At 34.7% G+C, this 13,626-nt stretch carries 12 protein-coding genes; all 12 read right to left on the bottom strand.

The genetic code is table 11. The annotated features are described in order from the left end of the window. Positions 1 to 8 precede the first annotated feature (8 nt). A complete protein-coding gene (locus FTRAC_RS13615) occupies positions 9 to 1,787 on the bottom strand; it encodes a cbb3-type cytochrome c oxidase subunit I (protein ID WP_013454844.1) in 1,779 nt (592 codons plus the stop codon). Positions 1,788 to 1,840: 53 nt separating this feature from the next. Beyond that, positions 1,841 to 2,275, bottom strand: a complete 435-nt coding sequence (locus tag FTRAC_RS13610) for an RrF2 family transcriptional regulator (RefSeq protein ID WP_013454843.1) — start codon at positions 2,273 to 2,275, stop codon at positions 1,841 to 1,843. A 115-nt stretch (positions 2,276 to 2,390) separates the two neighbouring features. Beyond that, entirely contained in the window at positions 2,391 to 3,914 is a 1,524-nt protein-coding gene (gene nadB, locus FTRAC_RS13605; RefSeq protein ID WP_013454842.1) for an L-aspartate oxidase, read from the bottom strand. Further along, positions 3,911 to 4,846, bottom strand: coding sequence for a quinolinate synthase NadA (gene nadA / locus FTRAC_RS13600; RefSeq protein WP_013454841.1), 936 nt, complete (start codon positions 4,844 to 4,846; stop codon positions 3,911 to 3,913). Before nadA ends, nadB begins: the two co-directional genes overlap by 4 nt. A gap of 157 nt (positions 4,847 to 5,003) precedes the next feature. Continuing rightward, positions 5,004 to 6,014, bottom strand: coding sequence for a rod shape-determining protein (gene mreB / locus FTRAC_RS13595; RefSeq protein WP_013454840.1), 1,011 nt, complete (start codon positions 6,012 to 6,014; stop codon positions 5,004 to 5,006). A 52-nt stretch (positions 6,015 to 6,066) separates the two neighbouring features. Then, positions 6,067 to 6,453 carry a GreA/GreB family elongation factor gene (locus FTRAC_RS13590; protein ID WP_041650738.1) on the bottom strand — a complete coding sequence of 129 codons (387 nt, stop codon included), beginning with the start codon at positions 6,451 to 6,453 and terminating at the stop codon, positions 6,067 to 6,069. A gap of 885 nt (positions 6,454 to 7,338) precedes the next feature. Further along, the gene (locus FTRAC_RS13585) at positions 7,339 to 8,661 is read right to left on the bottom strand and encodes a sigma-54-dependent transcriptional regulator (protein ID WP_013454837.1); all 1,323 of its coding nucleotides are present in this window, start codon (positions 8,659 to 8,661) and stop codon (positions 7,339 to 7,341) included. Further along, positions 8,658 to 9,770, bottom strand: a complete 1,113-nt coding sequence (locus tag FTRAC_RS13580) for a sensor histidine kinase (protein ID WP_245545970.1) — start codon at positions 9,768 to 9,770, stop codon at positions 8,658 to 8,660. Before FTRAC_RS13580 ends, FTRAC_RS13585 begins: the two co-directional genes overlap by 4 nt. Before the next feature lie 59 nt (positions 9,771 to 9,829). Continuing rightward, a complete protein-coding gene (locus FTRAC_RS13575) occupies positions 9,830 to 10,894 on the bottom strand; it encodes a hypothetical protein (protein ID WP_013454835.1) in 1,065 nt (354 codons plus the stop codon). Beyond that, positions 10,895 to 11,662 (bottom strand): ABC transporter permease subunit, encoded by a 768-nt coding sequence (locus FTRAC_RS13570; RefSeq protein ID WP_013454834.1) that lies wholly within the window; start codon positions 11,660 to 11,662, stop codon positions 10,895 to 10,897. Beyond that, positions 11,655 to 12,374: an ABC transporter ATP-binding protein gene (locus FTRAC_RS13565; protein WP_013454833.1), complete on the bottom strand. Its 720-nt coding sequence runs from the start codon at positions 12,372 to 12,374 to the stop codon at positions 11,655 to 11,657. The genes FTRAC_RS13570 and FTRAC_RS13565 overlap by 8 nt, the downstream gene beginning before the upstream one ends. Beyond that, a complete protein-coding gene (gene nosD / locus FTRAC_RS13560; protein ID WP_013454832.1) occupies positions 12,361 to 13,605 on the bottom strand; it encodes a nitrous oxide reductase family maturation protein NosD in 1,245 nt (414 codons plus the stop codon). The genes FTRAC_RS13565 and nosD overlap by 14 nt, the downstream gene beginning before the upstream one ends. Positions 13,606 to 13,626: the final 21 nt, after the last annotated feature.

Below are 13,626 nucleotides of genomic sequence, written 5' to 3'. Positions count from 1 at the left end.
AGTCTAGTTTATCCTTTTAATTTTATAACACCACTATTGCTTCTGGCCATTATATAAAAGTTGTAGGCAAATATGATGTGTGACAGAAACATTAGTGTTCCTCCAATCGCCCGCCAAACCCAGTATGGCTTCATCAGGATGACAGATTCAATAAATGATTCGCCTTCAATCCAACTTAGGCCTTTCAAGGTACCCCCAGCCATTAAGGAAATCATGTAAGCAAATAAACCTATGAAGGCAAACCAAAAATGAGCCCCAACTAATATCTGAGGTGGTTCATTACCAGTTACTTTAGGTACTATGGCATAAATTGATGCCCATAGGAAAAAAGCAATAATTCCATACATGGTCATGTGGGAGTGAGCCACATTAAAATCAGTAAAGTGCCAAACAAAATTGGTAAACCTAAAAGCTTGAAAACTTCCTTGAGTAGAACCTACAAAATAGAAAACCACACCTACTAAGAAAAAAGGAAGGACATAACTTTTCGAGATCTGTGCCCATGAACCTTTCATAGTGAGCAGAAAATTGGTAGTACCTGCTAAAACAGGGATGAACATTCCAGCACTGAACACAATGGCAACCGTTTGTAGCCACCAGGGCAAAGGACTGAATACAAAATGGTGAGTCCCGATTAATGTGTAAAACAACATTTGGGTCCAAAAAGCAAGAACCCCTAAAGAATAGGAATAAATAGGCTTGTTTAATGCAGCAGGCAGATAATAGTAAACCAAACCTAATGTAAAGGTCATAAACCACATACCAACACCTTGATGCATGTAATACCCTTGAGTAACAGTTTCGCCCAGACCGTCCTGATAAAAGGGTAAATATCCAATAATGGCCAGAACAATTGTCCAAATCAATGCGGCCAAAATAAACCAGTTGGAAATATAAATTTCTGATATTTTCCTGTTGGCTACCGTTTTATAAAAATTAAAAAATGTAATAATCAAGCCAATTGCAAATAATGACATAACCGGCCATACATATTCTCTGTACTCTCCGCCACCGTTGTTAATACCGGCCATCAATAAGATATTGCCAACAATTACACATAGATTGATGAGGATGAAAGCTATATATGCCAATTTAATACTATGGATTTTTGTATTTGATGTTCTGGCAATAACAAAATATCCCAGCCCTATCATAGTAAGAGAAGACCAACCCCAAAATACGGTATTGGTATGAACTGGACGCAGTCTGCCAAATGAAAGCCATGCTACTGATTCCATATCTGGCCAAATGAATTTCATTCCTAGGTATTGACCGATCAGTGTACCAAAAATCAACCAGAAAATCCCCGCTCCCAAATAATAGAGCATTACGTTTTTTAAATTCTGAGGAGTTTCTATACTTAAGCTTGTCTTTTTCTTTTCTTCAAAGAATATATTATCAGGATCATCATAAATCCTCTTGACTAATGCACGTTTATCGGACACATTCATCTCAGAGCCCAATTCATCTCCCTTTAATATATTTTGAATAGCCGATTTCCTTTCTAGTAGTATTTTATCTATTTCCCATTCATCTAAATTTTTCAACTCAGATAATATACGCTTTCGCTCAATTGCCTTATCTTTTTTATTAAAGCGATTTACAAATCCATTAACTCTACCAATAAGGATAATAATGGCTAAAATCAGCACTACTATAATCAAAAATATAGTCCCAATAATACCCGGGCTAAAGTACCAGTCCTCCGTACTGACCGATTCTTGTTGAGCTAATACTAGCAAGGGAGAGAAAAACAGACTTAAAAACAGCAAAATACTTTTCTTCATTATATTAATTTTATATTTAAGATATTTTTATCGTAAATAGATTCAAATTTTTTTTATCTCATCAAAAATGTTAATTTTTGATCCAAGCCTTCAGTTAATTCTTTCAAGGTGGTAGTGGATAACATATAATCAATTTCTGCTCTGACTTTAGCAAATTTATGATGAACAGGACATGGTTGACTAGCTGAGCATTCATTTAAACCTAACCCACAACCTTTGTAAATTTTATTCCCATCAATCACTTCAACTATATCTTTCAAGAATACTTTATCCAAGCGGTTTTGTTCTATGTAGAAGCCTCCTTTTGGACCCGTAATGGAAGATACTATCTTGTTTTTAACCAGTAAGCCTAAAATTTTAGCTGTAAAAGCAACAGGAGAGTTAATTTTTTCAGCAATATCTCCAATTTTCACACGATCTGTTTTCTTTGATTGTGTGGCTATATAGATTACTGCCCTGATACCGTATTCACAAGATTTTGAAAACATTTACCTTTAATATTTTAGGCAAAGGTAAATTATAAATCTATTTTAAGACAAATTTATCGTAAATTATTTTGAGTTTTTTATGATATAAATCATCATATATTAAAATAAGGAATGGTCATGTACTTACTGAAACTTTTCCTGCCTTATAGAACGACAATGAATCCACTAAAATTCCAGCGACAATTGACATATTGAGTAATTCATTTATTCTAACATTTTTAGAGGGGTAAATGTAATGCTCAGTTAATTCCTTAATAATTTTGTCAGCATTTTCTTTAAAAATTATTTTTCTATTGCTGTCAGTCTCAATAAATAGTCGTCTAATTAATTCCGTTAGCTTTAGACTTTTTTCTTCAGGATACACAACATATTCTTGGTTCTGACAATCTTTTATTTTACTGTAAGCGGTTAAATTGCTTGTAATTGGATATCTAATCTCCTTTATTTCATTTACTACACTTTCCGCCACTTGTCTACCAAAAACAACTGCTTCCAGCAATGAATTTGACGCTAAACGATTTGCACCATGAAGTCCCGTTTCAGCTACTTCTCCTACTGCGTATAAATTTAACAAATTAGTTTTACCATTTACATCCACTTTTACCCCTCCACAATGGTAGTGTGATGCAGGTATAACCGGAATTAAATCCTTGGCAGGGTCCACGCTATTTTCCAGACATGATGAATATATGAAGGGGAAACTATTTTTTAACTTTCTTTCATCTAAATGCCTGCAATCTAAAAAAACATGTTTTGAATTCAGTTTATTCATCTCTGCAAATATTGCAGAGGTTACTACATCTCTAGGACTCAATTCAGCTCTTTCATCATATTCATGCATAAATCGGTATCCATCTTTATTTACCAAATAACCTCCAAATCCTCTTAGTGCTTCACTAATTAAAAATGATTTTTTCCTATTCGTTTTGTAAAAAAGGGTAGGATGAAATTGAACAAAATGCATATTACTTAATTCAGCTCCAGCCCGTATAGCCATTGCCAAACCATCAGCAGTAGCCACCTCCGGATTACTGGTATGCCCAAAAACCCTTCCTATACCTCCACTTGCCAAAATGGTTCTTGGGGCTGTAATATTGAAAAATTGGTTGCTCTCAATATTTAGAAATAAAGCTCCTTCAATTTCATTATTTTGATTTTTAAAGAGTTCTAAAGCCGTGCAATTATTGATTAACTGAATAGAGGAGTTTTGTTTTACTTTCTGATTGAGTTTATCGTAAATTTCTTTACCGGTACTATCTTTATGATGCAGGATTCGATGCTTGGAATGTCCGCCTTCCAGCCCCAATTCATAAGTACCTTCTTTTTTATAATCAAAATTAACTCCCCATCTTTCTAAATCATGAATACTTTTGGGAGCAGATTTCACCACTAGTTCCACAATCTTTCTGTCCGACAAAAAATGTCCAGCTTTCATAGTATCTTCAATATGCTGTTCAAAACTATCAACTGTTGATTGGACAACTCCTGCGATACCTCCTTGAGCATATTTAGTATTCGATTCGTCCTTTTTTGCTTTACTTACAATCAGAATTTGTAATTCTGGACGTAGTTCAGCTAAATAAAGTGCCGTTGCCATACCGGCAAGTCCACTGCCAATAATGAGAATATCCGTTTTCATTTTATTGAATAAGAAAATTCTAACATGGCTTCTATAGGCTTTCTAGCTTTTTCCAATACAGTACTTTCAATTAGAATTTCGGGGGTTTCATTTAGCAAACAGTCATATATTTTTTGAATGGTATTGATTTTCATAAAGGCACATTCACTGCATGCGCAAGTGTTGTCCTCATCAATCGGTGCAGGAATCAAAGTTTTCTCAGGTACTGCTTTCTGCATTTCATGAAGAATCCCCACCTCCGTGGCTATTATAAATTCCATTTTATCAGATGTATCAACATAATTCAAAAGTGAAGCGGTAGAACCAACAAAATGGGCAACCTTTAAAAAATGAGGTTCTGACTCTGGATGTGCAATGATTTCAGCATCCGGATAGGTATTTACTAAATCTAATAATTTATCAAAAGAAAAAGCTTCGTGTACCACACATGCTCCATCCCAAAGCACCATATCCCTACCGGTTTCTTTAATGAGATATTTACCGAGGTTTTTATCCGGAGCAAAAATTATAGGTATATTCTTTGGGATATTATTAATGACTTCAACCGCATTTGAAGAGGTGCATACATAGTCGCTTAAGGCTTTAACCTCAGCGCTACAATTGATATAAGTAACTACTGTATGATCTGGATATTCATTGCGTAATGTTTCTAAATCAGCAGCTGAGCAAGAATCTGCTAAGCTACAGCCAGCAGCCAAATCAGGAATAATCACTTTTTTATGAGGGCTCAGCAACTTGGCAGTTTCCCCCATAAAATGCACTCCAGCAAAAACAATAATATCAGCTTCTGTTTCAGATGCCTTTTTCGATAAAGCCAAACTATCACCCACAAAATCAGCTATTTCTTGAATTTCAGGATATTGATAGTAATGCGCCAATAAAACCGCATTTTTCTCTTTCTTGAGTTCTAATATTTTATTTGCTATATTCATCTCTTCCCTCTTCTTTCTTTATGTTAATGCAATGCATAAACAAAGTTAAAATTTTGAATCCCTAAATAATATGACACTCATCAGCAGTCAGATTGATTCATGTCATTGTTTTTGGGAATTTGCCTTACTATCTTTCTAAGGTCTATGAGGGGAATTACTATTTGAAAATTAGTGCTTTATGTTTATCCATTTGGGATAGGACTATTTCCATTCCTTTAGAAACTGATAATAATGATTGATCTGATAGATGAACCTTTAATTGAATTGAGGATTCCAAACGTTCTTTTAGTCCCTTTAATAAAGCCCCACCGCCTGTAAGATACACGCCATTCGTATAAATATCACCGGCTAACTCTGGAGGACATTGTTCTAAGGTCTTAATAACAGAGTCTTCAATTTTTGTTAAAGTATTGTTTAATATCATTGCGATCTCCTTATAATTCAAACTAATTTGCTTGGGTATTCCAGTAAGATTATCTTTTCCTACAACAGTACAATCTTCATTTAAAGGGATACTATTTTCAGTGGCAGCACCAATCTGTAATTTGATTTTTTCCGCTGATTTTTCACTAATTGATATAATATATTTCTTTTCTATATAATTCCTTATGTCAGAATTAAAAGTGTCACCACCTACTTTTAAAGCCATATATGTAACTACACCTGACAGTGAAATTAAACTGATTTCCGTTAGTCCTCCGCCAATATCTATTATCATCTTCCCATCAGGCTCTTTTATATTCAATCCCATCCCCAAGGCTGCAGCTACTGGCTCAAAAATTAGTTTAGTACTCCTTGAATTGAACTGATCTAAAGCAAGGCGTAAAGCTCTTCTTTCTACTTCCGTAGTACCATAGGGTACACTCGCAATTATATTATGAAAGCCTAAAATGGACCTACTAGGATAGAGTGTTTTCACAAAAGCATTCAGCATTTTCGTAGTAGCATTTAAATCAGCAATAACCCCATTTTTTAGAGGTCTTACTACTTTGGTGTCCCCATTAATTTTCCCTTCCATCTCAAGTGCAGCTTTACCTGCAAGTAAATAGCTATTCTTTTTACTATTAAGTGCTACAACTGTTGATTCTGAAAACAAAGTATTGATCATGCCCGTCAGAACTGTATTATTGTTACCAAGATCGATTGTAATATCTCTTTTATTAGCCATTAGGATGAATTTGTAATTAGAAGGGAAGTTGCTGCTTCCCTTTACGGACTTATTAGTTCACGACATTTAAAATTTTAATTGTACTTTTTCCTTTGGGCAAATCCCAATCAACTTCATCTCCTTTAGCATAACCAATCAAAGCCGACCCCATGGGCGATAAAAGAGAAATTTTATTTTCATTTATATTTTTTTCTGTTGGCTTCACCAAAATAATGTTGTTTCTTCTGCCATACGGAGTTTCCACATCCACTTTACTCCCGATTTTTATTACATCAACGGGCATCTCATTTTCTCTTTTTACGATAGCATTAGAGAGCTCATTAGTTAATTTAATTATCCATGCTTCATTTTGTGTTTCATCTGAAGCTAAAAATTTCTTCACTAGATTTTGAATAAATTGAAATTCCATCTCCTCCAGAATTATTTGATTGTATTTCATAATGGTATAATTGTTTGATTTAGACTTTTTATTTATTTGAACAAATGAAGCACTAGCTTCCATTTGCTACAGAAGAATAATGCTTAAGATATTGCTACTCGATAAGCTAGAATTAAACTTTTTACTTATATTTTTTGATAAGAATTAAAAGTACTGCTGAGTTATTGACTTTTAGGCATATGCAGGAAGACTCTATTGTTCATTTTATTTATCATAAGGCTAAGATTTTACTGATAATGTTCACAATGAAAAATCACTGCATCTTTTCGATACCAAGTGCAATTATCAATTAACTCACAGTTTTGGCAAAGCCCGCTGACTTTATCGGCATCTCTATCTGTATGTGTATCATTTTCAATCAATGTAGAAGATAAGGCTGTAGATTTGCTGCTTGTTGAAAACTCCGAACAATCCCATATTAAGCCACTATTTTCCTTTCTTAGGCTACAATTAGTTCGATTAACACAATTAAAACAAATATTCATCAGCTACGGCTTTTCGACTTAATACCAATTTGTATGCCATTAAAGTGACACTATGCTTAACCCCTTTATAATGAAGGAACTACACATTTTTATCGCATCTATAAAAGAAAATGGGGTGGGTCAAAATTACCCGCTGGGGTATAATTACTCAATTTTAATCAGAACAAAATAGGGTTTAGGGGCAATCTTATATCACAAAAAGTCAACACAAACAATGGTGTCTTTGATCTCACATACCTGACCTTGAATTGCACAAGTAGTATTCAATAATTATCGTCTTTAATAACAACAAAAATTACAGCTGATTTACTTTTAAGCATAGATATACAGCTGGAATTTATGATTTAAGGAGTTCTGAATTTAAAGCAAGAATCGAACTCAGGTTCTTAGTTAAAAGGTCTTAGCTTATTTTCATTCGTAAAGTTTTTCTGTCGATACCTAAAATTTCCGCTGCTTTTGACTTATTATTATCAACTGATTGCAAAACCTTTAGAATATAATTTTTTTCCATCTCTTTCAGGGTCTTGTATTCTTCTTCCTTTACATTAGGGACAGGAATTTTAATATACTCAGGTAGCTGGGCAACATCTATAATTTCATCAGCCATTATTAAAGAGCGTTGTATAATATTTTCCAATTCTCTTATATTGCCGGGCCAACTGTGTCGTATTAATAATTCAATGGCTTTAGGAGTAATGTTAATATTATCTTTTTGGTATTCCTTCGAATATTTTTCGATAAAGTGATGAGTTAGTTGAGGAATATCTTCCTTTCTTTCTCTAAGAGATGGTGTGTGGACAGATATTACATTTAATCGGTAGTATAAGTCTTCACGAAATGTATTCGTTTTAGTCATAGCATGAAGATCACTGTTAGTGGCAGCAATTATTCTCACATCGATTTTTTGGGTTCTAGTGGCTCCAATCATCGTAATTTCTTTCTCTTGAATTACACGAAGTAACAAGGCTTGTACTGCATAGGAAGCATTCCCTATTTCATCAAGAAATATAGTTCCTCCGTCTGCAGCCTGAAAAAATCCAGCTCTGGTTTCATTCGCTCCAGTAAACGATCCTTTTACAAATCCAAAAAGCTCACTTTCCAAAAGGTTTTCAGGTATTGCCCCGCAATTAACTGTTACAAAAGGGGATTGCGAATATTTACTATTATAATGTATAGCTCTAGCCACTAATTCTTTTCCTGTGCCGCTTTCTCCTGTTATTAGTACGGTGGCTCTATTATTTTTAATTCTGTGTACCAGAGAAAGAACTTTTTCTAGAGCTAGAGAATTACCAATAAGCCCTGATTTCTCGATGTTTTTCAATGGGCTAACTGCAGATTGCGAAATACAAGCCTCTTCTTTTTCATTAAATGCTTTTTCTACTGCTGATTTTAATTCTTCAATAGTAAATGGTTTAATGAGATATTCCATAGCGCCTGATTTCACCGCTTCCACAGCACCTGAAACAGAGGGAAATCCAGTAATAACCAATACAGGTATATCAGGAAAGTGTTCAGAAGTGTATTTTATCAGCTCCATGCCATCTATTCCAGGCATCCTTAAATCGGTCAATAATAAATCTATTTCAGAATTTTTCAGAATTTCTATTGCATCAGTTACATCAACAGCCTTAAATGTCTGATAGCCTAGTTTGGAAAGTTGTCTGTAAAGCACTTCCAAGACTTCGTAAGAATCGTCAACAATTAGTACGGTTTTATTTCTCATTGCTTTTGTTGTAATGGGAGTGAAACAATAAAAGTTGTACCGCCCTCTTCCTCAGAAGAAAAATTGATAGTGCCATTATGTTTTTTAATAATACCATGGACTACACTCAATCCCAAGCCAGAACCTTCACCTTCTGGCTTGGTAGTAAAAAACGGTTCAAAAATTCTGTCATTTATTTGTGAAGACATTCCTTTTCCATTGTCAATAAAGTACATTTTTAATTGATTATCTTCTTTTCTCAATTTAACGATAATATAACCACCTGGTGGCGTTGCTTGAATAGCGTTGATAACCAAATTAAATATTACTTGTGTGATTTGAATAGGGTCAAGTTTCACAACAATATCTTCGGAACTAAGCTGTAGGTTTAGCGATACTTCAGCATTTTGAAAACTTGGTTTAAGCAATTTTAAGGAATCCTCCATTAATGAATTGATAGAGATTGCTCTAATCTGTTGTGGCATTTCACATGCAAAAAACATCAGATTTTTAACTATCTCTCTGGCATGAAGTGTTGAATTGATGATTTTTTCAATATCATCTTGTATGTTCTTATCACTTTTTTGAATTAGTTGGGCAAATCCCAAAATGCTCGTTAATGGCGTATTTAACTCATGTGCAATTCCAGCAGAAATCTGTCCCAATATTGCCAAACGATCATTATGCCTAAATTTTCGTTCCATCAACTCCTCATTTTGTCTATGTTCAAAGTTTTCAATAAAAGTCCCTATTTCTTTTGCAAGCTTGACCAGAAGCTGATGTTCTTCTTGAAGAAAATCTGTCTTACTAAATTTTTGATCGGGGTAATGAATAATTAAATTTCCTTTTTCTTCTCCATTAACTTCGATGTTTACACACTGAAATATTGTACTTCCTTGAAGAGTTCCAGAAATAAAGTGACCCTTGCGCAATGAAATCTCTGCAATCGCACTTTCAGAATGCCTCCAGGCTTTGGGAATCGCCTGAACAATTGCATTCATGGTTTTATCAAAAGAATTATGATGAAGAGTAATTATATTGGATATTTCATACAAGCAGGTTAATTCCTTTATCCGTTCGTTTAAGGTTTCTATTACGTTTTCAGCTTCCATTAGTAGTAGTTTCTTCAAACTTACTAATTTTCGGTTTCACTAACTCATTTTAATAGAATTGGTATTGAACAGAGAAATTAGTTAAAAGCTTTAAAATCCCGACTCTTATTCCAAAAATAACTTAAAGCCATACTCAAAAACATTAATAGGATTATCCAGCCGTTGGCTACTCCAAAGAATTGGCGGAGTTCTATATTTCCAGCAAATGAAGTCCAAACTCTTCCAATTAAAGATAATTGGAATAATAGCCAGGGGACATACAACATAGGATGATAAATTAATCTCTTAACTTTCACTACTGCTGGAAAAATGATAGGAGCATGCGCCCAGATCATCGAAAAGGCAAAGCCCAAAAAGAAACTGTGCACCCATAAATCATAATAGAGTGCATGGTTTTCCATGAAAATCATAATAAGCGCATGGAATAATAACCAAACAAATCCTACTATTAAGCCTAATCCAATGTATCGATATTCTCCTTTTTTCTTAACGGATTTTCTTGCCATATCAAATCTTAAAAGCCAAAGTGCAATTAAGGCAATCAAAATTCCGGTTATTCGACTTCCACCGAAATGAAAAGGGATGAAAAAACTTGTGAACACACCTGCAATCAGGACATATAAAAGAATAATAAAGATCTTTTTGACAGGCAGAAACCTGCTCAACTCCAATCTTTCGCCCACTATGGTAAAAAGCAAAAATGCAATCCACCAAGGCACCACCATAGGAATAAAATCTGATTTTAGTAATAATGCATTCCCCACAGCCCAGCAAAAAGCTCCTAATGCGATCACATAATGCGAGGCTTCTTTCACCCTCATACTTTGGATGTACATCAGAAAAGTCAAGCCTGCAGATGATAACACCAAACTGATAATTGCTATGTGTGTGAAGCCAAACAAGTTTAAAGGCAAAGCCAAAATTGCCAGAATGGGGACGAAAAACCAACCTTTGTTTTTCATCACAACAGCTCTTTCGATGCTAATTAAAGCACCCAAGAAACTTCCTGTCATAATGATTCCATGATGAAAAGCAGCTTCTGTAATGTTAAATTGTGCCCAACCCAAGCGCAACCAACCGCCAATGATGCCCATTATCAATGAAAGCATCACAAAGGGCAATATCCAGATGTGCTTTGGCATTTATAAATCCTTTTTGTTGTAGGCTTTTAGTGATAATCCAAGTGGAAGAACAGTCCATACCAGCATGACTAGCAAAATAATGCTGATGCCCCAATTCTCGGTAAATACTTTTTGAAAAATAGCACCACTATAGCCCATTAAAGCCGCTGCCTCTGTTTGCATCAGAACCAGGATTCGCATCAAATCAACAGGGTTTAAAAAGCTGATATATAAGACTAACTTTTCAATTGGGTAGTCGCTGAAATTATACATTAAAAGCAGAATAATTCCATCAAAAAGGAGTACAAAATATACCCAGATCAGAAGTGAGAATCCCATTCCTTTTGATTTGTCTTTGGTCCAAACAGCTACTCCTAAAGCAAGCGCAACAAATATGAAATTAAGAAATGCAGTCCCTATGATCATAAATATGGAAGCGGCCCCAGCATTCATAATGAGTAGAGGAATACCTGCCCCGAGTAGGTAAACGCAAGTAAAAACTACAGCAAGACTTAAATACAATGCCATAAACAGCGTTTTTCTCTTGATTGGCTGTGCATGCATCAGCATCATAAACTCATACATATTGTAAAAATATATGGTAGCGAAAATCAGGCATATCATGGGCGTCACTAATAGGCTAACATTCAGTATGCCAGTTAAAGCTTTATCTCCCTGCCCTTGCAAACTAAAAAGACCAAAACACACTGTCCACAAAAATATTAAGTAGAGCAACATGACTTTATTTTTCAGTAAGTCAGCTGTTATAAATTTGGCTATTTTAAACATAGTGATTTTCGGTATTTAAAATGCTGGCAATAATTTTATTTAATCGGCTTTCAGATGTTTCTTCTTTTAGATCAGTCATTTGCTTATCAAAATATAAACTTCCATCCATCAGGTAGACCACCCGGTCTGCTATATCATCCAGATCATTCAAAATATGAGAGGTTATCAATACCAATTTATTTTCCTTTTCAATAGCCTCTTTCAACTTTTTCTTTAATATTTCATTTGATACAGGATCTAAACCGGCAGTAGGCTCATCCAAAATTAAAATCTCGGGTTTGAAAAGAAACGCCAAGGCAGCACTTACCTTTTGTCTCATTCCGCCAGATAATATCCCCAGTTTCTTTTTGCGCATACTATCGATATTGAATGCTTCATATAAGGAAAGATCATAATCAGTCACATCCTTTCTTATACTTTTCATCATTTTAAAAAGTTGCTGCACAGACATATGCTCAGGAAACCTATTGATTTGGGGCATATAGCCTATTTTTGATCGATAGTCACTTTGATTTCGGATATTCTCATTTTGCACATGAATCTCTCCTTTTTCAACAGTGACTAGTGCTAAAATGCTTTTTATAAGTGTGGTTTTACCTGATCCATTTGGTCCAATTAAAGCCACACATTCTCCAGCACTGAAATGGAGATTAATTTCATTTAATACTTTATGTTTGGAAAAATGCTTATTCAAATTTTCAATTTTGATCATAGTGATTGGGTTTAATCTTGGGTTTTTGATCAATAAGTTGTTCAGGAATAAATTGCGGAAACAGCCGTTCTGCCGCATCCAAACTATTCACCAAAAAGCTGTGCAATAACATACTGGCAGCTGGAATTTTGTCTGTGACAATGGCAAAAAGATTTACCGGTCGATGCGGTACATCTCCAATTCCGTCTTTATTCAAATCGTAGCCCGTATATTGGCTCCAGTAATTCCCTTCAAAGTGATTAAGGTTTGATTTTGAATTAGTCAGGACTTCAAAAGTATTGCCTACAAAATCGTTCTCTACAATTTTATTATCCAGACTATTGCCTTTAATGTCCATGGCTTTACCATTATTATGAAAGAGATTGCTTTTAATCGACAGACGGTTGGCTCCTTCTGCGTATATACCTACTGTATTTCGTGAAAATTCATTGTTTTCAATACTCCCATCTGAAATTTCTTTTAATAACAAACCGTAGCTGGCGCCTCCCCAATTATCAAGAAATTGATTATCTCTCATTTCAATATGCTTGCTGAACATCACTGCCACACCGGATCCGTTGTCTTGAAAGCGGTTATTCTCATACTGGTCATAATTGGAAAACATAAAGTGTAATCCATAGCGCATATTATTTTTACTTAGGTTTTTGGCAATGTAGCTTTCATCTACAAATTCAAAATAGATCCCATCTCTATGAAATGAGACTTCATTATTAGTGACTTGAATGCGCTTTCCTTGCCAAATATGGATTGCATTTCCCGCGGTAGATTCATCTGTGGCCCCACCTATTATTTTATTCCCATCAACAATACAATTGTTAGATTTTTGTAGATAAATCCCAAAAAAGGTATTGATGAGGGTATTATTTAAAATTTTAACATCCCTAACTCTGTTTAATCTTATAGCGGCTCGGTCTTTAATATAACTTACTCCAATGTTCTTCAGTGTTAGATTTTTAATGACCACACCATTACTTTGAACAATGAATATTTCATCTCCTTCTTGACTATCTACTATGGCTCCCTCTTCGCCAATGATGGTCAGTGGTTTTTCAATAGAGATCAGGTTTTCATAATAAACTCCAGATTTAATGAATATGGTATCATTTTCAGACGCCTTCAGTACTGCATCTTTAATCGAATTATCGGATTTGCTTGAGGCAACAAAAATGGTTTTAGCTGATACGCTGACTGATATTAGAACAAAATAGAAGAGCAGAAAGTAGCGAGTCATTGAATGCTAATGTTTAAATGG

This window comes from Marivirga tractuosa DSM 4126 (assembly GCF_000183425.1).
GTDB classification, from domain to species: domain Bacteria; phylum Bacteroidota; class Bacteroidia; order Cytophagales; family Cyclobacteriaceae; genus Marivirga; species Marivirga tractuosa.
Note: the sequence above shows the minus strand (reverse complement) of the source record. Positions and strands in the feature narration are given on the sequence as shown.

Coding starts and splice junctions, on each gene's coding strand:
- mreB (WP_013454840.1), bottom strand. CDS start 6,014: ATGGCTAATAAAAGAGATATTACAATCGATCTTGGTAACAATAATACA.
- FTRAC_RS13570 (WP_013454834.1), bottom strand. CDS start 11,662: ATGTTTAAAATAGCCAAATTTATAACAGCTGACTTACTGAAAAATAAA.
- FTRAC_RS13575 (WP_013454835.1), bottom strand. CDS start 10,894: ATGCCAAAGCACATCTGGATATTGCCCTTTGTGATGCTTTCATTGATA.
- nosD (WP_013454832.1), bottom strand. CDS start 13,605: ATGACTCGCTACTTTCTGCTCTTCTATTTTGTTCTAATATCAGTCAGC.
- FTRAC_RS13610 (WP_013454843.1), bottom strand. CDS start 2,275: ATGTTTTCAAAATCTTGTGAATACGGTATCAGGGCAGTAATCTATATA.
- nadA (WP_013454841.1), bottom strand. CDS start 4,846: ATGAATATAGCAAATAAAATATTAGAACTCAAGAAAGAGAAAAATGCG.
- nadB (WP_013454842.1), bottom strand. CDS start 3,914: ATGAAAACGGATATTCTCATTATTGGCAGTGGACTTGCCGGTATGGCA.
- FTRAC_RS13565 (WP_013454833.1), bottom strand. CDS start 12,374: ATGATCAAAATTGAAAATTTGAATAAGCATTTTTCCAAACATAAAGTA.
- FTRAC_RS13585 (WP_013454837.1), bottom strand. CDS start 8,661: ATGAGAAATAAAACCGTACTAATTGTTGACGATTCTTACGAAGTCTTG.
- FTRAC_RS13590 (WP_041650738.1), bottom strand. CDS start 6,453: ATGAAATACAATCAAATAATTCTGGAGGAGATGGAATTTCAATTTATT.
- FTRAC_RS13615 (WP_013454844.1), bottom strand. CDS start 1,787: ATGAAGAAAAGTATTTTGCTGTTTTTAAGTCTGTTTTTCTCTCCCTTG.